Below are 20,631 nucleotides of genomic sequence, written 5' to 3'. Positions count from 1 at the left end.
AGCCGGGCCCGCGATGCCTGGATGAAGAGGGCCGCGTCCGCGACGTCCAGCAGATAACCCTGCGACGAATAGAGCAACTCGAATTCGGCCCCGGACGCATAACGGGATTTGGCGAGATGAGCCTTCGCTCTTTCCAGGTTGAAGGCCAGGTCTTCAGCCGCCTTGGCATTGTACCACCAGGCCGAGGCGGGAGCGGGCACTGCCGAGGGCTCGACCAGACCGTTGAAGATCTTCTCGGCGATGGTCTTGCGATCGGTCGCCAGCGAAACCGCCTTGCGGAAATCGGGGTCGTCGAACGGTGGCTTTCGGGTGTTGTGGATCATCAGCATCATGCTGCCGAGCGCCGGACGGCTCGCCCCGGTGATGCCCTGCGCCTTGGCCTGCCGCAGTCGCAGATAGTCGCGGACCGGCGGCGCCCCGATGATGTGGACCGATTTCGACATCAGCGACGCGATGCGGGCCGCCTCCTCGGAGACGATCCGCACGCGCAACCGGTCCCAGCCCGGGAGATCCTTGCGCCAGTAATTCGGGTTGCGGCGGAACTCGACGACATCGTTGGACCGCGCGGAGACGAAGATGCCGGGCCCGGTTCCCAGGCCCTCAGGCCTCTGCTGGAAGATCTCGTTGCCGTATTTCTCGCGGCTCCCGGCCGGAAAGATACCCATGTATTTGGTCATGTAGTCGAGGAAGGGCCGGAACGGCGCCTTCATCTTGAAGCGCACCTTGTGGCGCGCCAGGATCTCGACGGATTCGATATTCGTCCAGACCGAGCGCCGCAGCGCCTTGTTAGCCGGGTCGAGAATATAGTCGTAGCTGTACTTCACGTCCTCGGCCGTGAAGGGCTGTCCGTTCTGAAACGCGACGTCGTCCCGCAGCTCGAAGATGTATTCGGTCCGGTCTTCAGAGATCGCGGGCAGCGACTTTGCAAGCAGTGGCCGCCGCCGCCCCTCCCCGTCGATCTCGATCAGGTTCTCGAAGATGAGCTGATTGACCACCATGGCATCGTGGTTGCCCTGGTTGATCGGATCGAAGGTCGACGGGTTCGAAGGGATAGCCACGACCAGGGATCGCTCATCCGCCGCCTGCGCCGGGAATGGCAGCCCCAGCCCGCCAACGGCTGCCGCCCCGCCCCGGAGGAAAGCACGGCGATCGAGAGAGTCATAAATCATGGCAATTCCCTCGTGGAAACGTTTCCATCTTTGGTGGAAACGTTTCACCAAGAATCCTCCTTGTCAAGTGGCCTGCCTCGCGGGTCCGCACATGTGCTCGAACGGCCCATGCCCGCCACGGGCGGGAGCAGCCAATCCCGATCGCGGCACGACCAGAGCAAAAATCGACGGAGCGACAGCTCCGGAACGGTTCAGGCGAACCGAGCCAGCCCTTTCAAGAGAGCCACCCTTGAGAGTGCGGCTCGGCTGGAGTTTGCGCCTTGACCTTTGCGACAGATCACAACAGATGGGCGTGTGAATGTTTTCATGACGTAACGTTTCGAACATTCGGTAGTTCAGGCGTTGCCGGTTCCGGATGGATAGGCAGATTTGACGTCATGATCCTTGGCCGGGACGAGCCCTCCCCTGCACGATCCCGGCACGGGGCGCAGCCGTCGCGAGTGCCGGCATGACGACGCTCTCCATGATCCTGCGCGTCGGCCCCCTCCTTGCCATCATCCTGATCGACAGCATCGGCTACACGATCGTCGTGCCGGTCCTTGCCGCGGCGCTCATCGGCGATCAGCCCCTGATGATGGCGGCAGCGCCTGCCGGCCTGCGCTATCTCGTCTATGGCGTCGCGCTCGGCCTCTACGAACTCGTCATGCTCTATGCCGCGCCGGTGCTCGGAGAGATCTCAGACCGCATCGGGCGAAAGCGGATCCTGATCCTTTGCATGCTCGGCATGGCCTTGAGCTTTGCGCTGATCGGCGGCGCCATCGCCTATAATCTCGTCGCCTTGCTGCTGATCGGCCGCTTCATCGGAGGGACCACGGCAGGCAGCCAGGCCGTCGCACAGGCCGCTGCCGTGGATGCGAGCAGCAGCCAGACGCGCGCGCTCACGCTCAGCCTCTGCCTGTTCGCGTCGTCGCTCGGCTTCATCGTCGGCCCGCTGATCGGCGGCGCGTTCTCGCATGATGCCGCTGCTGTCCTGAGCGATTTCATCCTTCCGATGGCCCTGACCGCCGGTGGCGCCCTGATCGGCCTCGTCCTGATCGCGACGACATTCCAGGAGGCACGCGAACCTCCCGCGCAGGCCGACCCGACGCCGATCAATCTGCTGATGGGAGTGGCGGGGTTTCGCGCGGCGCTGCGCGATCCTGCCATCCGCCATCTGATGCTGGTGTTCGGCCTGATGCAGACCGCCTGGGGAACCTATTTCCTGTTCCTGCCCAGCCTGGTGCTGAACCGGTTCGGCGAGGATGCGGGCACCATCTCATTGCTCATGGCCACGCTCGGCATCGGCTTTTGCATCGCCTACGGCCTCTGTCTGCCCGTGCTCGAGAAGCGGTTCGACCCGCGCGCCATCGCGACATGGTCCTTATGGAGCACCGCCGGGCTGATCGCGGCCTCGCTCGCCGTCCCCCGCCTCGACCTGCTCTGGATCATCGCCTTTCCCACGGCAATCACCGTATCGGTCGCCTATGGTGCGATCATCACCCTGTTTTCCCGGTCCGTCAGCGATGATCGCCAGGGCTGGGTCCTCGGGATCGCGATCGCGATCAATGCGCTCGTCTGGGGCCTGTCTTCGATTCTCAACGGCGCCCTGAGCGCGATCAGCTATCTCGCGCCGTTCGGGCTGTGCCTCGCCACGCTGGCTGCCAGCGCGTTCCTGATGTCATCGCCAAAGGCATCGCCTGCCGCTACGCGCCAGATTTGACGGGGATTTCCATGTTCCACCGCATTTTCGAGGATACGGCGCGGCGCCTGCCCACGGCACTGGCGATCAAGGCCGGTGAACGGCGGCTGAGCTATGCCGAGCTCGACGCCTGGGCCCACGAGATCGCCACAGCCATCCGTCAGCTCCTGCCCGCCGGCGAGAGCACATCCGAGGCAAGGCTGATCGGCCTGTGCATGCCACGCGGCATCGCGGCTGTCGCGGGCATCCTCGGCATTCTCAAGGCGGGATGCGCCTGGGTGCCGCTTGATCCGTCCTATCCCGAGGACCGCCTGCGCTTCATGCTGGAGGACGCAGCCGCGCCCGTGGTGCTGACGCTGGACGCGACACATGATGCGGCCTTCCTCCGCGAATCCGGCTGCGCGCTCCTGAATCTCGACAGGCCCCTGCCGGCAGCGGGCAGCGTGCCGGCGGCACCGCCCGATGATCCCGAGCGCACGGCCTACGTCGTCTACACCTCTGGTTCGACCGGCCGACCCAAGGGCATTCTCGGCTCGCATGCCGCGATGCTCAGCCGCTTTGAATGGATGTGGCAGGAATTCCCGTTCGAGAGCGGCGAAATCTGCTGCAGCAAGACCGCGCTCAATTTCGTCGACTCGATCTGGGAAATGCTCGGCGGCCTGCTGAAGGGCATTCCCAGCGTCGTCGCCGATGATGCGACAGCGCGCGATCCGTTCCAGCTGCTGCAGCTTCTCGCCGATGAGCGCATCACGCGCCTCATCCTGGTGCCATCCCTGCTGGCGGCCCTGATCGAGGCTGCCCGCGCCACCGGCACTCGCCTGCCCCATCTGCGCTATCTGACATCGTCAGGCGAACTGCTTCCGAGCGACCTTGCCCGCCAGGTCACGGAACTCGGCGAGAGCGTCACGCTGATCAATCTCTACGGCTCCTCGGAGGTGGCGGCCGACGCCACCTGCTGCACCGTCACCCCCGCTGCATTGACGGGCAAGATCGTCTCGATCGGCAAGCCGATCGGGCGGATGCGCGTCCATGTCGTCGACGACCATCTCCAGCCCGTCGGTCCCGGCGTCGCGGGCGAACTCTGCGTCTCAGGCCCAGGGCTTGCGAAAGGCTATCTCGGACGCCCGGACCTGACCGGCCAGGCCTTCATTCCCAATCCATTCGCAGAGCCCGGCGAGCGCGAGCATGCGCGGCTGTTCCGGTCCGGAGACATGGTCTCGACCCGGCCCGATGGCGAACTCGACTATATGGGCCGCAAGGATTTCCAGATCAAGATCAGGGGCTTCCGCATCGAGCCCGGCGAGATCGAGACGACGCTCGCAGCCCATCCGAAGATCCGTGCCTGCGCCGTCAGCGCCGCGGAAACGGCGGGAGGACGGCAACTCGTCGCCTTCTGCGTCTTGCCGGCCGCCGACAGCTTCGACAGCACCCTGTCCAGCGAGTTGCGCCGATTTCTGCTGACGCGCCTGCCCGACTACATGGTGCCTTCGCGCTTCATCCAGATCGGGGCGCTGCCGCGGCTTCCCAACGGCAAGCTCGATCGCAACGCCCTGACGGTGACCGACGAGGTCCCCGCCGTGGCGGAAGCCGACGCAGCCTCGACCGAGATGGAGCGCCGCCTTCTGGCGATCTGGAGGGCGGTGCTCGGGCAGTCCCGCGTCGGCATGGACGACAATTTCTTCGAGATCGGCGGCGATTCCATCCAGGCTTTTCGCGTTGCGGCGCGTGCGAGAGCCGATTCCGTCGTTCTGACGCCGGCCGATATCCACGACTATCCGACGATCCGCGCTCTCGCCGCCCTGCTCGAGGGCAGGACGAGCGTTGCCAGCGCATGGACGACGCCCGGCGCGGTCTCGCCGCTCAGTCCGATGCAGAGCTATTATTTCACCTGGGCCAGGCCGAACCCCGACATGTTCAATGTCGGCTTCATCACCCGTCTTGGCGCCATGCTCGACCCGCCCCTGCTGCAGGGCGCACTGCATGACGTCGTCGCCCATCACGATGCGCTGCGCCTGCGCTTCACGAAGGGCACGGAGGGCCACTATGCGCAGCACTATATCGCGCTTCCGGAGGCCCAGCGCGTCCCGGTGCACGTGCTTGCATTGCCCGCAGCGCCCCTTGAGACGCAGCTCGGCTTCATCGGCAGCGAGATCGAGCGGCTGCACGCGACGCTCGACATTGCAAACGGCCCCGTGATGACGGTCGCCCTGTTCGCCGATCCAGCCGGCAGCAACCACCATCTCTTCCTGACGATGCATGAGCTCGTCACGGACGCCCTGTCCCTGCAGGTCACGCTCGAGGATCTGCGCACCGCCTATGATGCCCTCGAAGCCGGCAAGCCCGTCGTGCTCCCGGCCAAGACCACGCCCTATCACCAATGGGTGGAGCAGGTGATTGCCTATGCGCGAAGCCCGCAGGCCGAGGCGCAGCTCGATTACTGGATCGGCGAGGCGAGCGGCGCCCTGCCCTTCCCGGAGGATGCGCAGGTCGAGGGAGCATTGCAGCGCGACATCGACAGCCATGGCTTCGAGGTTCTCGATGCAGCCGCGATGGCAGGCCTGCGCGAGCGGCTGGGCGGCGCGGCTCAATCGACCATGATCCACGCCATCGTCGCCAGTCTCGCCGTCACGGCCAACCGGTTGTCGGGCCAGCGCAACCTGATCTTTCACAAGGTCGCCCATGGCCGGGAGAGCTGCATCCGCGCTGCCGATCCCTCGCGCACGGTCGGCTGGTTCATCACCCACACGCCGATCACCGCCCGCCTGCCCGATGGCGAGCTCGACAGCGAGCGGGCGCTCGCTGCAGCGCTCGAGGCGGTCGCGGCGCAGTACCGCGCCATCCCCGACAATGGCATCGGACACAGCGCGCTGCGCTACTATTCAAGCGATCCGCGGGCCAAGATCCTGGCGCGCGAGGACAAGGTGCGCACGTTGTTCCAGTATATCGGCAATGTCTGGGAGGATAATTACGACGGCGTGCGCTTCCTCCCACCCGACCCGTCGCTGATGGACGTTCCCGATACGGTCGCGGCAGGCAACCTCGCGGACTACCATCTGCACGTCTATGCCTATGTGATGGATGACTGCTTCCGCATGAAGTTCTTCTATACGCGCCCGAATTACCGGAGCGAGACCATCCTTGCGATGGCGGAGATCTTTACCGGGTCGATAAAAGCCATGCTGGTGCCGGGATGGCGCGCCAACTGACGCTGGCGAGCGACACCGCGGACGGGCACCTCCTGCTCGCCCGGACACAGCTGCCCGAATTGATGGATGCGCTGCCAAAGGGCGCGCAGGGCAGCGTGCACCTGCTCAGACTGGCGCAGATCGCTCGTCGCGATTGGGCCTTGCTGATGGGATTGCTGGACGCGGCGGAAAGGCAGCGCGCGGCACGTTTCCGGTTCGAGGGCGACCGGGATGCCTATATCGCGGCCCATGGCCTGCTGCGGCTCGCCATCGCGTCCCGGCTGGGAGCCAACCCTGCAGAGCTGCGCCTCAGCCACCAGCCAGGTAAGAAACCCGCCCTGATCTCAGAAGATCGGTCCGATGCTGCCGTTCCGGCGATCGATTTCTCGCTGTCGCACACACGCAGCTGCGTTGGCTGCATCGTTGCCGAGGGGATCAGCGTCGGCATCGATATCGAACCGACGCGCGATCCGCCCGCCCAGGGTGAAGGCCCGCTCTCGCCCCAAGAGATCGCGTGGCTGCGCACAAGGCCGCCCCGGTCTGCCGCAGCCGAGTTCACCAAGCTCTGGTGCCGCAAGGAGGCGCTGCTGAAGTCGCTCGGGTCGCGCGAGCCGATGAGCATGAGCAGGTTTTCCGCCATTCCGGGGCAAGCCATCGCGCTTCCAGCGGGAAGCGGTTTTCCCGCCCAGGACATCAGCGTCACATCGCACCTGACAGATGACGGCATCCATATCGCGATCGCAGTGCGATCCGCCGTCYGCTAATCTGAGGCCGATCAGCGATGCCCGGATGCGTGGGGCTTTCCGCARCGGGGAACAGGGCGAGACGATCCGGATGGCGGCCGAATAGGCGTGCGCCCCGGGGCCTCATGCCCTCGGTTGATCCTTCGGAAGGGACAAGAAACGGCCGCGCCTCGGGGCGCATCCCGCAAGCGCAACCGCGGCGCGAGTGGCCTTCAGCCGCTTTTCCGACCAGCGGCGAAGTGTCCGACGCGCCAGCCGAGCTTGTCCTCGATACGCCGTGCCGCCGTCTTCACCGCCTCGACGAAAGTCAATTGCTCCTCGTTGACGCGGAACTCGGGCAAGACGATCGAAACAGTGATTGGGCAGGCGCCGGCCTCGTCCAGCACCGGCGCGGCGATACAGGCGACCGCATAGTCGGACTCGCCCGCCTGGATCGACAGGCCTGCGGCGAGCGCGTCGCGCGATTGGGCGAGCAGGACGGTGGGGTCGGTGACGGCGCGCCCGGTCGGCGATGCCTTGGCGCTCTTGCGGAAAAGGGCTGCCCGCTCCGCCTCGTCCAGGCCGGCGACCAGCAGGCGGCCAGAGGCGGTCCAGTTCAGCGGCACGCGCGTGCCGACGCGCGAGGTGATGACGAAGTGCCCCGGGCCCTCGGCCATCGCCTCGACCACCATCATGCCGCCGTCGCGGCCGCAGATCTGGACGGTCTCGCCGACTTCGCGCGCCAGCACATGCATCTCGTGCGTCGCCACGGTGATGACCTGGAGATCGCGCGCATAGGCGAGGCCATAGTGGTAGAGCCGGGGACCCAGCCAGACGCCGCCTTCGCCGGTGCGCGTCAGCAGGCTCTTGTCGAGCAGGTCCTCGACGATGGCATAGATGGTCGATAGCGGCGCGCCGATCGCACGGGCGACCTCATAGGCGGTCTGGGCTCGCCCCTCCTGCTGGAGATGGTCGAGGATCTGCACGGCGCGGTCGATGCCGCTGACGCGCGAACGCCGCGGCCCGGTGCGCCCTGGCTCGTCTTCGCTCGACTGCGTCGTCGTGGCTTTCGTCATGTCCGGGCTTTCGATACCTGCCGCGCGCTGTTTCCACGGCGGTGCCCCACTGCAGTTTCGGGTGGGCCTTGCAAACCGCGCGACCTTACCGGCACCTTCGTCAACGCCAGGACAGGCCGTGGCTGTGCCGGACCAGCCGGCGCGGGCGCGGCACGTAGCGGCTGGCCGCGATCGCTTCCGCGCCGATCACCGCGTAGCGCGGCTCGAACAGCCGCGTCAGCTGCGAGACGTCGCCGTTCGAATCGGTCGCCTCGAGATCGCCATCGACCAACTCAAAGATCGTGAAATCGGCCCTCTCGCCGATCGTGAGCCGGTCCGTCATCGCCAGCTTGATCACCGAGGCCGGGGCGTGGGTCACCGCCTCGACGATGGCGTCGAAGGGCATGCCGACCGAGAGCAGCTTCGACATCGTCGTCGCGAGGTCCCAGACCGGGAAGTTCATGCAGCGGTTGTGCAGGTCCGTCGAGATCGAGAACGGCATCAGCCCGCGCTTGATCGCGGCCTCGGCCACCTTGAAGGAGAAGGAGGCGCCGCCATGACCGATGTCGAGGCGGACACCCCGCGCGGCGCAGCGCTCGGCGAGGGTGAAGAGGTCCTCGTCCTCCATCAGGCTCGATCCCGCCTTGCCGTTGAAGCAGTGCGTGACGACGTCGCCCGGCCCCAGCGCCTCCAGCACCTCCTCGTAGAGGGCTGGCGGCTCGCCGACATGGACCATCATCGGCAGTTTCAGGATCTTGGCGATCTTCTTGCCGAGCTTGACCGGCGTCACGCCCCAGGAGCCGGTGATGACATGGCTCGCCCGGACCTTGATGCCGACGATATGCTCGCTATTCTCCGCATAGCATTCGAGGATGCGGTCGAGGTCGATGTCCTTGATGTCGCGCAGTTCCGACACGCGGTTGCAGGCGACGAGCCCGATCGAGCCGAGATTGAGGAAGGCCTTGATCCGCTCGCGCGCCGGCTCGATGACGTATTCGCGGAAACCGTGGAAATTCGCCTCGCCGGCCGAGCCCGCATCGACCATGGTCGTAACGCCGCGCGCGGCCCCGCAGTCGCTAGGCCTGAGCGAGATGTCGGTGCCGCCGTGCCAGACATGGACGTGCAGGTCGACCCAGCCCGGCGAGACGAAGGCGCCCTTGCCGTCGACGCGCAGCGCGTCGGGCGGTGCTGGCAACGCCGGGCCAATCGCGGTGATGTTGCCGTCGCCGCCGACGAGGATGTCGATCGCCGCAGCGGGGATCGCCGGGCCAAAGGCGACCGGCCTCACATTCGCGATGAGGAGAGGTTGTTGCGTCACGAACGTCATCTCAGAGATCCTTCCGCAGCCGCGGATCGAGCAGGTCGCGCAGGCCGTCGCCGACCATCTGCAGGGACAGCACGGCGAGCACGATGGCGAGGCCGGGGAAATAGGTCATCCAATCCGCCTRGCCGATATATTGCCGGCCGGAAGCGATCATCGTGCCCCAGGTCGGGACATCGGGGCTGACGCCGAGCCCGAGGAAGGAAAGTCCGGCCTCGGCCAGCATGGCGCTGGCGAAGATGAAGGTGGCCTGCACCGTGATCGGCGAGACGATGTTCGGCAGGACATGCCGCGTCATGATCCGGAAGGTCGTGTTGCCGCAGGCTCGGGCCGCCTCGACATAGGGCAACTCGCGGATCACCAGGGTCGCAGCGCGGACGATGCGCGCCAGCCGTGGCGCATAGACGATCGCGAGCGCCACGATCACCGTCACAAGCGATGGACCGAGCGCCGCGACCAGCGCGATCGCCAGGAGGATGTCGGGGAACGCCATCATCGCGTCGATCAAGCGGGCGGTCGGCGTGTCGAGCCGCTTGAAGAACCCGGCCAGCAGCCCGAGCGTCACGCCGATCAGCGACGACAGGACGACGACGGCGGCGCCGACCGAGAGCGACAGGCGGCCGGCATAGAGCATCCGCGAGAAGAGGTCCCGGCCGAATTCGTCCGTACCGAACCAGTAGGTCGCGGACGGTGGCTTCAGACGGTTGACGATCGAGAGCCGGCCGGGCGCATAGGGCGCGATCAGCGGCGCCAGCGCCGCGAGCAGCACGAAGACGAGGAGGATCGCGAGGCCGATCGCCACTGTGCGGCGTTTCATCAGCTGTCGCAGGAAGGTCCGGCCGCGGCGCGGCGCCAGCGCATCGGGTGTGAGGTCGACCATCAGTAGCGCACCCTTGGATCGACCAGCAGATAGAGCATGTCGATCGCGAAATTGATCAGGACATACAGGCCGGCGATCACGAGCAGCGCGCCCTGGATCACCGGATAGTCGCGTCGCAGCACGGCCGAGACCACGAGGTTGCCGACGCCCGGCAGGCCGAACACCGTCTCGGTCACGACCGCGCCCGAGATCAGCACGGCGGCTGTCAGCCCGAGCACGGTGAGGATCGGGATCAGCGCGTTCTTGAGCGCATGGGTAAGGATGACGGCCTGCTCGCCCAGCCCCTTGGCCCGCGCCGTGCGGATATAGTCGTCACCGAGCACGTCGAGCATCGARGCGCGSGTGAAGCGSATGATSAGCGCCGAGGAGACGAGCCCGAGCGCAACCGCCGGCAGGATCAGGTGCCGGATCCGTTCGATAAGGCTCGTATCGGGCCCGCCATAGCCGGAAACCGGAAGGATCTGCAGGCGCACGGCGAAGATCTGCATCAGGATCAGCCCGAGCCAGAAGCCGGGGATGCTCGCGCCGAGCATGGCGAGCGTCGTCGCCGCCTGGTCGAGGAAGGAGCCGCGCCGATAGGCGGCGTAGATGCCGACGGGCAGCGCGATGACGCTCGCGATGGCCAGCGACAGCAATGTCAGGAAGAAGGTCGGCTCGGCCCGCTCCAGCAGCGCGGAGGTCACCGGCATGTTCAGGAAGATCGACTGGCCGAGATCGCCGCGCAACAACTGCCCGACATAGAGCACGTATTGCGAGAGGATCGAGCGATCGAGCCCGAGCCTGGTGCGTAGATCTGCGACGTCCTGCGCCGTCGCATCGGGGCCGAGCATCACCGCGGCGGGATCGCCCGGCGTGACGCGCACGATCACGAAGACGATCGTGACGACGAGCAGCATGACCGCGACCATGCCGGAGATGCGTTGAAGGATGTAGCCGACCATGGCCCGACCGCCTCGTTGCTCGTCGACCGGCCGTGTTCACACGGCCGGTCGTCGAAGGCCGTGATCACACGGCCGGTCGACGAAGGGGGATCACTTTTTCAGGGTGACGTTCCAGAAATAGGGCCAGGGCGCCGGCACGACGCCGTCGAGCTTCGCGGATTTCGCGGAAAGCGCGTTGAAGTCGCCGATCTTGATGAAGGGCACCTCGTCATAGATCGTCTTCTGCACATTCGCCCACAGCACGGCCCGCTTGGCGGGGTCGGCTTCGGAGGTGAAGGCGTCGACGGCGGCCTTGCGGGCAGGCGTGTCCCACCAGCCGGGCGAGCTGGTCGACAGCGAGCCGATCAGCGCCGGTTCCGGCAGGAAGGGGCTGTGGGTGATGTAGATCTCCCACAAGGCCTTGTYGGTCCGCCGCTGGGTCAGGGTCGCCCAGTCGACGACCTGCATGTCGACGGTGAAGCCGGCGAGCTTCAGATACTCGGTCGCGACCTGCGCCATCTTGTAGTGGAACTCGTACTGGCGGCTGGTCAGGATGCGGATCGGCTCGCCCTTGTACCCGGCCGCCTTGGCGGCGGCCCTCGCCTTGTCGGCATCGCCGACATTGTAGTTCCCGGCGACGCCCGCATCGGTGTGCCAGACATAATCCGACGGATAGATGTCGCCGTCGAGCGCGTAGAACTCCGTGCTGCCGAACGCCGCGGCCAGCATGTCCTCCATGTTCAGCGCCATGCGGATCGCCTTGCGGACCGCGACGTTCTTCGCCGCGCCCTCGGCGGTGTTGAAGATGAAGACGGGATAGCCGAAGGGCTTCAGCAGGACGGGCTGCGAGGCCGCCCCCTTCAACCGGTCGATGGATTCCACGGGAATTGAATCGACATAGGAGTATTGGCCGGAAACGGCCGACTCGACGCGGGTATTCGCATCCGGAACCGGCACGAAGCGGACCTCGTCCAGCAGGGCGCGCCGCGCGCCGCCGTAGCCGTCGCCCTGGCCGTCGCGCGGCTTGTAGCCGGCGAAGCGGACGAGCTGGATGTACTGATCGGCCTTGCGCTCCTTCAGCATGTAGGGGCCCGTTCCGATGAACTCCTTCATCGGTTCGCTCTGCTTATTCGCCGGGATGATGATCGCGGCTGAGTTGTTGAAGGCGAGCAGCGAGGTCAACGGTGCATAAGGCTGCTTCAGCGTGATCACGAGCGAGGCCGGGCCGGCGGCCTCGACGCTCTCGATGAAGCCCGCCGCCTGCTTTCCGCGCGAGGCCAGCTTCATCCAGCGCTTCAGCGAGGCGACGGCATCATCGGGGGTCAGCTCGGAGCCGTCATGGAATTTGACGCCCGGCCGCAGCGCGATGGTGTAGCGCTTGCCRTCGTCGCTGATCGCGGGCAGMGCATCCGCGAGTAGCGGCGTCACCTTCCAGCTCTTGTCGAATGTGTAGAGGGTCTCGAAGACATGCTGGGTGATCGTGCCGACCAGATCGGCGGTCGAGACCATCGGGTCCAGGGTCGGCGGCTCGCCGACGGTCGCCACCGTGGCGATGCCCCCGGTCTCTTGTGCGAGGGCGAGCGACGGTCCGGTGAGCAGGCTGCAGGCGAGGAGGCATCCGAGCAGGCGTTTCATGGTCCCTCACATTCTTTTATTATGTAATACTATGTCTTATAACAGAATATCGACCCGCGATGAATGTCAACGCATGGCGTGCGTCGATGCTCAGCCGGGCCATTTCACCGAGGCGGCGGCGTGCCGGTTTCGGCGTTCCGCCAGCGGATCGCGTTGCTGCGCCGCACCGCTTCGCGTTCGGCGACGATGCGGCACCGGCACGGAAGACGGCCGGCTGGTCGGCCTGGGGGGAAGACGAACTGGAGCTCGGGTACGCCATCTCGCCGGAGCATCAGGGCTGCGGCTATGCCGTCGAAGTGGCGTCAGCGCTCTTGTCTGAGGCTCGTCGGCATCGGCTCCCACGGCAGTTGGTGGGGTTCGCACTGGAGAACAACGCGGCATCCAGACATGTTCTGGAGCGGATCGGCATGACCTTCGAAGGCGAGCGTGTCATCGGGGGCCTGCTGCACGCCTTCTATCGCGCAGCCGACTGAGGACAGACCCGAACCGGCGGCCGGGCGCCCGGCCCCCTCCTCCCGGATAGCGAAGCTTGCCCCCCGGACGCCTCCGCTCCTGCATGCCGCGAGAGCGGTGCAGCGCGTTGCTCAGCGCGCCCGCGGGTCGAGGGCGTCGCGCAGGCCATCGCCGAGCAGGTTGAACGACAGCACGGTTGCGAAGATGGCGATGCCGGGCCAGAGCGCCATCCAGGGCGCATTGCTCAGGAAGCGCTGCGCCGAATTCAGCATCGAGCCCCAGGAGGGCGCCGGCGGCTGCAGGCCGAGGCCGAGGAAGGACATGCTCGCTTCCGCAATGATCGCGGCTGCGATCGTCAGTGTCGCCTGGACCATGAGCTGCGGCAGGATGTTCGGCAGGATGTGGCGCACCGCGATGCGCCATTGCGGATTGCCGACCGCGCTTGCCGCTTCGACATAGTCCTCAGCCTTGATCGAGAGCACCTGGCCGCGCGTCAGGCGGATGAAGAGCGGCATGGCGGTGATGCCGATCGCCAGCATCGCATTGGTCAGGCTGGGCCCGAGGAAGGCCGCGAGCGCGATCGCGAGGATGAGGAACGGGCAGGCCAGCATCGCATCGGTGAAGCGGCTGATCAGGCCGTCGACCAGGCCCCCGAGAAAGCCGGCTGCGAGCCCGAGCGGCACGCCGATCGCCATGGCGATGCCGACCGAGGTCAGGCCTGCCAGCAGCGAGGCCCTGGCGCCCCAGATGATGCGCGAAAGCATGTCGCGGCCGGCCTCATCAGTGCCGAACCAGTGCGCGGCGGAGGGTGCCTTGCGCACCGCGGTCCAGCTCTGCGCCGCCGGGTCGTAGGGCGCCAGAAGCGGCGCGAAGACGGCGACGAAGACCATGAGCAGCACGACGGCGAGACCGACCAGCGCGCTCTTGCGCTTCGACAGGCGCCGCCACACGCGGCCGCGGAAGAAGTTCGCGACGGGATTGGCCGAAGGCTTGGGTTCCGAGATCGTCAGCACAGGTCAGCTTCTCAGTCTTGGGTTGACGAGGATGTATCCGATGTCGGCCAGCAGGTTGAGGACGATGTAGAAGAGCGAGGTCACGAGCACGACGCCCTGCACCACGGGATAATCGCGGGTGAAGACGGCATCGACGATCAGCTTGCCGAAGCCCGGGATCGTGAAGATCTGCTCGGTCAGGACCGCGCCGGAAAGCAGCGCGCCGAACTCAAGCGCACCAAGCGTGATGATCGGCGTCAGCGCATTGCGCATCGCATGCTTGAACACGACGACCCACTCACTGAGGCCCTTGGCGCGCGCGGTGCGAACGTAATCGCTTTCGAGCGCCTGGAGCATCGCGCTGCGGGTATGGCGCATGATGACGCCGGCGATCGCGGTGCCGAGCACGCAAGCCGGCATGATCGTCGTCGAGAGGTTCATCTTCAGATCCTCCCAGGGGCTGACGAAGCCCGAGGCCGGCAGCCAGCCGAGATGGACCGAGAAGAACATGATCAGCATGATGCCGAGCCAGAAATTCGGCACCGAGATGCCGGCAAGCGACGCGACATTGGTGGTGTAGTCGATGGCGCTGTTGGGGCGCAGAGCCGAAATGACGCCCGCCGTGATGCCGACCACGAGCGCGATCAGGATGCCCATGACCGCGAGCTGCAGCGTCACCGGCAGCTTGAGCAGGATCAGCTCGAGGACGGGGCGGTTATGGCGCATGGATTCGCCGAGATCGCCGGTCACCACGCCCTTCAGCCAGTAGAGATACTGGACGATCAGGGGCTGATCGAGGTGATACTGGGCGCGGATCGCGGCCAGCGTAGCCTCATCGGGATTTTCGCCGGCGAGCACGAGCGCCGGGTCGCCCGGCAGGAGATGCTGCAGCGAGAAGATGATCATCGACAGAAGGATGACCGTCGGGACGAGTTGCAGAAGGCGGCGTCCAAGAAGCGAAGACATGGGTCAGCCCTCCGTCACGGTCTGGGCCGGCCGCGCAGCCATGGCTTCAAAGGCCGCGAACAGCTTTTCGAGCTTCGGGTTGCGTGGTTCACGCGCAATCTCGGCTGCATCCTGTGCCGGCAGTTCGCGCCAGAAGGCGCAGGCATTGGCATGGCCGCCCGCTTCGACCTCGAGCACCATGCTCACGCTCTTGCAGGCCGGTCGCGCATGCGGGCAGCGTGTATGCAGCCGGCATCCTTCGGGCGGGGACAGCGGGCTCGGCAGATCGCCATGGAGTCTCGCCGCGCGCGAGCGCTGGTGGCTCGGCGGCGCCGCGACCGGAATGGCCGAGAGCAGCGCCCGCGTATAGGGGTGGCGCGGCGCGGCGAAGATCTCGTCGGAGGTGCCCATCTCGACGACCTTGCCGAGATACATCACGGCGACGCGATCGGCGATGTGCTTCACGACACCGAGGTCGTGCGAGATGAAGACGAAGGCAATACCGAGCCGCTTCTGTAGGTTCTTCAACAGGTTGAGGACCTGCGCCTGGATCGAGACGTCGAGGGCCGACACCGCCTCGTCGCAGATGATCGCCTTCGGCTCGGAGGCGAGCGCCCGGGCGATGACCACGCGCTGGCGCTGGCCGCCGGAGAATTCATGCGGATAGCGGTCCGCCTGTTCCGGGCGCAGGCCGACCATGTCGAGAAGCTCCGCGACGCGCCTGGCGCGCTGCCCGGCCGGCACGATGTCGTGCAGCATCAGCGGCTCGGCGATCGTCTGGGCGATCGTCATGCGCGGGTTGAGCGAGGCATAGGGGTCCTGGAAGATCAGCTGCACATGCCGGCGCTGTGCGCGCACGGCCGCGTGGCTGGCGTGGGTGACGTCCTGCCCGTCGATGAAGACCTCGCCGGAGCTGGGCTCGATCAGGCGCATCAGCAGGCGGCCGAGCGTCGACTTGCCGCAACCGGATTCGCCGACGATGGCGAGCGTTTCGCCGGGCATCAGCGACAGGGTCACGTCATCGACCGCGCCGACGGACGCGAGCGGGCGGCCAAACAGCGAGCGCTTGACGACGAAGCTCTTGCCGAGGCCGCGGGCTTCGAGGATCGGCTTGGCCGCGGGGGAGCTGGAGGCGCTCTGGATCATGGGACGAGGTCCTGCATGGGCGCACGCCAGCAGCGGCTGAAATGGCCGGCCGTGACCTCGATGAGGTCCGGCATCTCGGCGCAGCGCGCGACGCGGAAGGGGCAGCGCGCCTGGAAGCGGCAGCCCGAGGGCGGATTGGCCATATCGGGCACGGTGCCGGTGATGGCGACCAGCTGCTCGCGCTTTTCGTCGAGACGCGGTAGCGAGCCGAGCAGGCCGACCGTGTAGGGGTGCTGCGGGAAGGTGAAGAGATCCTCGACCGAGCACTGCTCGACGACCTGGCCGGCATACATGACGATGACGTCGTCGCAGGATTCCGCGACCACGCCGAGATCATGGGTGATGAGGATGATGGCGGTGCCGGTCTTCTGCTGCAGCTCGCGCATCAGCTCGAGCACCTGCGCCTGGATCGTGACGTCGAGCGCAGTCGTCGGCTCGTCGGCGATCAGCAGCTCGGGATCGCAGGCGAGCGCCATGGCGATCATCACGCGCTGACGCATGCCGCCCGAGAGATTGTGCGGATATTGATGGTAGCGGGTCTCGGGCGACGGAATGCGCACCAGCTTCAGCATGGCGATGGCGCGTTCTGTCGCCTCCTTCTTCGAGATCGGGCGGTGGCGCAGGATGACTTCGTTGATCTGCTCGCCGACCGTATAGGACGGGTTGAGCGAGGTCATCGGCTCCTGGAAGATCATCGCCAGCCGGTTGCCGCGCAGGCTGCGCATGCCTGATTTGCTCTCGTCGAGCAGCTCGCGGCCATCGAAATTGACGCGGCCGGAAATGCGCGCGCTGTGCTCGGGCAGAAGCCGCATCACGGCGAGCGAGGTCACGCTCTTGCCGCTGCCGGATTCGCCGACGATCGCCAGCGTGCGCCCCTTCCGGACCGAGAAGCTGACGCCGTCGACCGCAGTCACGGTGCGCGTGTCGCCTTCGAAGGCGACACGCAGGTTGTTGACGTCGAGGACGGACGCGGATGCGTCATCAGCCCGAACGGATCGGAGTGGGGTGCTCATCGCGTCCTTGGTACCGGTTCAGTTCTTGGTTCCTGGGTGCCGGCTCAGTTCTTGCGGCTGACGTCAGCCAGGCGGATGATGCCATCCGGAGCGGGCTTGAGGCCGGTGATCTTGGAGCTGTGCGCGAAGATCCACTGCGAGTGGTAGAGATAGACGATCGGCAGGTCCTTGAGCAGGATCGCGACCGCCTTGGCGTATTCGGCCTGGCGCGCGGCGGGGTCCCCGAGCGAGCGGGCCTTGGCGAGGATCGCGTCGAGCGCCTCGTTGCAATACTTGGCGTCGTTCGTCGCGGCGCCGCAGGAGAGCATCGGGGTGACGTTCAGGTCGGGATCGACGCGGCCGCTCCAGCCGACGAGATGCGACTGGAACTTGCCCTGACGGGCGACGTCGAGCAGCGTCATCAGTTCGGTCGGCTTGATCGAGACCTTGATGCCGATGTCCTGGACCATCGCCTGGATGAGCTGGGCGACCTGCTGGCGCTCGGCATCGGTGGGAACGAGCAGTTCCAGATTGACCGACTTCACACCGGCCTCGGCCATCTTCTTCTTGGCGGCGTCGAGGTCACGGGCCGGAACCGGGAAGCTCTTGTCGTAGAACGGGCTCGACGGCGGGAACGGCTGGTTGCCGATGCTGGCCTGGCCGTCGAAGACGACATTGCGCGATAGATCAGGCGATCGAACTTGTACTTCGCCGCATCGTAATATTGCGGGAATTTCTCGAGGACGATGCGGTCCTGGACCACGCGCTCGAGGAATTTGTAGGGACCGGAGCAGACCGGCGCATCGGTGAACTTGTCGCCGAGCTTTGCACCAGCCGCCGGGCTGATGATCATGCCGGCGCGGTCGCTGAGCGCGGCGAGCAGCGGAACCGAAGGCTCCTTGAGGCTGATCTTGACGGTGGTCGGATCGACGGCTTCGACGCTCTTGATCGCGCTGATCTCAGCCTTGCGCCGCGAGATCCCCGAGGTGAGCGCGCGCTCCAGATTGTACTTGATCGCCGCGGCGTCGACCTTGGTCCCGTCGTGGAAGACGGCATCGCTGCGCAGCGTCAGGGTCAGCACGGTGCTGTCTGCGCTCCATTCCCAGCTGGCCGCCAGCATCGGGATGATTTTGCCGTTCTGGTCGATGTCGACGATCTTGTCGCAGAGCGACTGCAGCACGTGGCGGCCGACGAAGCTCCAGTTGGACACGGGGTCGAGCGTATCAGGATCGTCCTGCAGGCCGATCTTGAGAACGGTCTGGGCGGCGGCGGGCGCCACCGTCACGGCCATGGCGCCGAGCGTCAGGCTGGCTGCGAGTGCAAGATAAGTCGGTTTCATCGATAGTCCCCTCTCCTGTTCCGGAATGCTTGTCTCATTGGGGTCAGCGGGTCGGGATCAGCGGGCGACCGCATAACCCTGGACGCCGCGCGGGTTGGCGCCGGCCTTCACCAGCTGCACATCGCCATCCATCTCGCGGGCGACCGCCGAGAGGCGTCCTTCGGACCAGGCGTCGCCGACGGTGATCTTGTGGCCCCGCGCCGCCAGATCGTCGCGGACCGCCTGCGGGAAGCGGTCTTCGAGCGTGACCGCGCCGAAGCTGATCTCGCGCGGCCAGAAGGAGCTCGCTAGATGGTCGGTATGGAAGGACGGGGCGTCGATCGCTTCCTGCAGGTTCATGCCCTTGTGGAGATGGCGCAGCAGCATGATCAGCTGCCATTGATCCTGCTGGTCGCCGCCCGGCGTGCCGAAGGCCATGTAGGGCTGGCCGTCACGATAGACGGTCGACGGCGTCAGCGTCGTGCGCGGCCGCTTCGACGGCGCGAGCGTGGAGTTCAGGCCCTCTTCGAGCCAGAACATCTGCGCGCGGGTCGTCAGGCTGAAGCCGAGACCGGGAATGACCGGGCTCGACTGGAACCAGCCGCCGGACGGCGTCGCCGACACCATATTGCCCCAGCGGTCGACGGCGCTGACCTGCACGGTGTCGCCGCGCTGGGCGCCTTCGCGGGTCAGTGCCGGTTCGCCCTGCCTGTCATTCGGCAATTTGGCTTCGCGGGCGACCGTCGGCTCGCCGCCGCCAAGGCCGGGCTGTGCAATGGTGCCAACCGTGCGCAGCGGCGGCAGATTGGGATTGCGCCCCTCAGGGGTGCCGGGGAGGACGTCCATCGACGCCTTACCCGTGATCAGCGCGCGGCGGATATCGGCATAGCCGGAGGAGAGCAGCGCCTTGATCGGTACATCGGAGCTGTCGCCGTACCAGGAATCGCGGTCGGCCATCGCGAGCTTGGCCGTCTCGACGACGAGATGCACGAAATCGGCGCTTGTCGGATCGAGATCGGCGATATCCGTGCCCTTGAGGATCTGCAGCATCTGCAGCAGGACCGGTCCCTGCGACCACGGCCCACATTTGAAGACCTCGCAGTCGCCATAGGTCACGGAGACCGGCTTTTCGATCTGCGGCTGATAGTCAGCCATGTCCTGGGCGGTGATCAGGCCCTTGTGGCGGCGGCCCGAGACGTCCCAGACCTCTTGCGTGGCGCAGAATTCCTCGATCCGCTCGGCGACCGGGCCGCGATACCAGAAGTCGAGCGCCGCATTGATGCGTGCCTCGCGATTCCCGGCCGATTTCGCGTGGTCGAGGATCTGCTGGTAGAGCGCCGCGATCTGCGGATTGCGGAAGAGCTTGCCGGACTGAGGGGCCACGCCGCCCGGCAGGTAAATCTCCGCGGAGCTCGGCCAATGGGTCTCGAAGAGCTCGCGCATCGAGGCGATCGTCCGGGCGATGCGTGGCGCCAGCGGGTGGCCGGTCCTGGCGTAATAGATCGCGGGCGCCAGCACGTCTTCGAGCTCGGCCGTGCCGTAGTCGCGCAGCAGCGTCAGCCAGGCGCCGAATGCGCCGGGAATGCAGGCGGCGAGCAGGCCGGTGCCCGGAATGATATCGAGGCCGAGATCCTTGAAATGCTTGATGGTCGCCTTCGCAGGGGACGGCCCCTGCCCGCAGATGACGATCGGCTGATCGGCTCCGGCCGGGGTCACGATGATCGGCACCTCGCCGGCGGGGCCGTTGAGATGGGGCTCGACGATCTGCAGGACGAAACCGGTGGCGACCGCGGCGTCAAAGGCGGTGTGGCCCCTTTCCAGGATGGACATGCCGACGGTCGAGGCAAGCCAATGCGTCGAGGAAACGGCTCCGAATGTGCCCCTGAGTTCCGGTCGCGTCGTAAAAGTCATGGCAATTCCTCATTTCCAGCCATCCGCGACCGCCTTGAGGAAGGCTGTCGACAAGGCCGGAGATCCACGCGGGGATGTTAGACAAGCCTCAGGATTTTGTGCCGCTGCTCATGCGGGAGCGGCTCGTTTTGTATATTTTTTGTCTACATTGCAATAGGATTGTGTACTCATCGGGATCGGCCGAGATGGTCAACTCAGGGGATGGCGAGCTTGGGAATTGAAGATCGCGCGATGCTGGACGTGCCGGCCGCCACCAAGAAAAGTCGCAGTGATTTCATCGCCGAACAGCTCGAAGAGGCTGTGATCAAC

The 20,631-nt window shown here is 66.1% G+C and carries 17 protein-coding genes; 4 read left to right on the top strand and 13 right to left on the bottom strand.

The genetic code is table 11. The features are described 5' to 3' along the window. A partial coding sequence (locus AC1DRP_RS30130; RefSeq protein WP_476770401.1) for an ABC transporter substrate-binding protein occupies positions 1-1,169 on the bottom strand: 1,169 nt, incomplete at its 3' end. A gap of 448 nt (positions 1,170-1,617) precedes the next feature. Here AC1DRP_RS30130 and AC1DRP_RS30125 point away from each other — a divergent pair. Genes AC1DRP_RS30125 through AC1DRP_RS30115 form a run of 3 tightly spaced genes read left to right on the top strand, consistent with a single transcriptional unit; the run spans position 1,618 to position 6,796 of the window. After that, complete coding sequence (locus AC1DRP_RS30125) at positions 1,618-2,868, top strand: MFS transporter (protein ID WP_441507374.1); 1,251 nt, start codon at positions 1,618-1,620, stop codon at positions 2,866-2,868. Positions 2,869-2,879: 11 nt separating this feature from the next. After that, positions 2,880-6,053, top strand: coding sequence for an amino acid adenylation domain-containing protein (locus tag AC1DRP_RS30120; protein ID WP_476770400.1), 3,174 nt, complete (start codon positions 2,880-2,882; stop codon positions 6,051-6,053). Then, complete coding sequence (locus AC1DRP_RS30115; protein ID WP_476770399.1) at positions 6,038-6,796, top strand: 4'-phosphopantetheinyl transferase family protein; 759 nt, start codon at positions 6,038-6,040, stop codon at positions 6,794-6,796. Before AC1DRP_RS30120 ends, AC1DRP_RS30115 begins: the two co-directional genes overlap by 16 nt. A 191-nt stretch (positions 6,797-6,987) precedes the next feature. Here the strand turns inward: AC1DRP_RS30115 and AC1DRP_RS30110 are convergent, their stop codons facing one another. The 5 genes from AC1DRP_RS30110 to AC1DRP_RS30090 all read right to left on the bottom strand — a co-directional run bounded on the left by AC1DRP_RS30110 (position 6,988) and on the right by AC1DRP_RS30090 (position 12,565). Beyond that, positions 6,988-7,830, bottom strand: a complete 843-nt coding sequence (locus tag AC1DRP_RS30110; protein WP_441507371.1) for an IclR family transcriptional regulator — start codon at positions 7,828-7,830, stop codon at positions 6,988-6,990. Between the two features lie 100 nt (positions 7,831-7,930). After that, positions 7,931-9,136 (bottom strand): amidohydrolase/deacetylase family metallohydrolase, encoded by a 1,206-nt coding sequence (locus AC1DRP_RS30105; protein WP_441507370.1) that lies wholly within the window; start codon positions 9,134-9,136, stop codon positions 7,931-7,933. Between the two features lies 1 nt (position 9,137). Next, positions 9,138-10,010 carry an ABC transporter permease gene (locus AC1DRP_RS30100; protein ID WP_476770398.1) on the bottom strand — a complete coding sequence of 291 codons (873 nt, stop codon included), beginning with the start codon at positions 10,008-10,010 and terminating at the stop codon, positions 9,138-9,140. Continuing rightward, positions 10,010-10,951, bottom strand: a complete 942-nt coding sequence (locus AC1DRP_RS30095; protein WP_476770397.1) for an ABC transporter permease — start codon at positions 10,949-10,951, stop codon at positions 10,010-10,012. The genes AC1DRP_RS30100 and AC1DRP_RS30095 overlap by 1 nt, the downstream gene beginning before the upstream one ends. Positions 10,952-11,041: 90 nt before the next feature. Continuing rightward, the gene (locus tag AC1DRP_RS30090; RefSeq protein WP_476770396.1) at positions 11,042-12,565 is read right to left on the bottom strand and encodes an ABC transporter substrate-binding protein; all 1,524 of its coding nucleotides are present in this window, start codon (positions 12,563-12,565) and stop codon (positions 11,042-11,044) included. A gap of 59 nt (positions 12,566-12,624) precedes the next feature. Here AC1DRP_RS30090 and AC1DRP_RS30085 point away from each other — a divergent pair, with 59 nt between their 5' ends. Continuing rightward, positions 12,625-13,038: a GNAT family N-acetyltransferase gene (locus tag AC1DRP_RS30085; protein WP_441507367.1), complete on the top strand. Its 414-nt coding sequence runs from the start codon at positions 12,625-12,627 to the stop codon at positions 13,036-13,038. 111 nt (positions 13,039-13,149) lie between these two features. Here AC1DRP_RS30085 and AC1DRP_RS30080 read toward each other — a convergent pair whose 3' ends face one another. The 7 genes from AC1DRP_RS30080 to AC1DRP_RS30050 are packed head-to-tail and all read right to left on the bottom strand — an operon-like array spanning position 13,150 to position 20,322. Continuing rightward, complete coding sequence (locus tag AC1DRP_RS30080; RefSeq protein WP_113511875.1) at positions 13,150-14,031, bottom strand: ABC transporter permease; 882 nt, start codon at positions 14,029-14,031, stop codon at positions 13,150-13,152. Between the two features lie 3 nt (positions 14,032-14,034). After that, positions 14,035-14,976, bottom strand: a complete 942-nt coding sequence (locus AC1DRP_RS30075) for an ABC transporter permease (RefSeq protein WP_441479972.1) — start codon at positions 14,974-14,976, stop codon at positions 14,035-14,037. Between the two features lie 3 nt (positions 14,977-14,979). Beyond that, on the bottom strand, positions 14,980-16,101 hold the full coding sequence (locus AC1DRP_RS30070; RefSeq protein WP_441507366.1) for an ABC transporter ATP-binding protein: 1,122 nt from the start codon (positions 16,099-16,101) through the stop codon (positions 14,980-14,982). Continuing rightward, complete coding sequence (locus AC1DRP_RS30065) at positions 16,098-17,114, bottom strand: ABC transporter ATP-binding protein (RefSeq protein WP_441507365.1); 1,017 nt, start codon at positions 17,112-17,114, stop codon at positions 16,098-16,100. The genes AC1DRP_RS30070 and AC1DRP_RS30065 overlap by 4 nt, the downstream gene beginning before the upstream one ends. A gap of 44 nt (positions 17,115-17,158) precedes the next feature. Further along, positions 17,159-17,743 (bottom strand): ABC transporter substrate-binding protein, encoded by a 585-nt coding sequence (locus tag AC1DRP_RS30060; protein ID WP_476770402.1) that lies wholly within the window; start codon positions 17,741-17,743, stop codon positions 17,159-17,161. After that, on the bottom strand, positions 17,635-18,432 hold the full coding sequence (locus AC1DRP_RS30055) for an ABC transporter substrate-binding protein (RefSeq protein WP_476770395.1): 798 nt from the start codon (positions 18,430-18,432) through the stop codon (positions 17,635-17,637). The genes AC1DRP_RS30060 and AC1DRP_RS30055 overlap by 109 nt, the downstream gene beginning before the upstream one ends. A gap of 57 nt (positions 18,433-18,489) precedes the next feature. Next, complete coding sequence (locus AC1DRP_RS30050; protein ID WP_476770394.1) at positions 18,490-20,322, bottom strand: gamma-glutamyltransferase family protein; 1,833 nt, start codon at positions 20,320-20,322, stop codon at positions 18,490-18,492. Positions 20,323-20,631: the final 309 nt, after the last annotated feature.

The organism is Allobosea sp. 01N443 (assembly GCF_056399325.1).
This window is presented reverse-complemented; position numbering and strand designations above follow the sequence as displayed.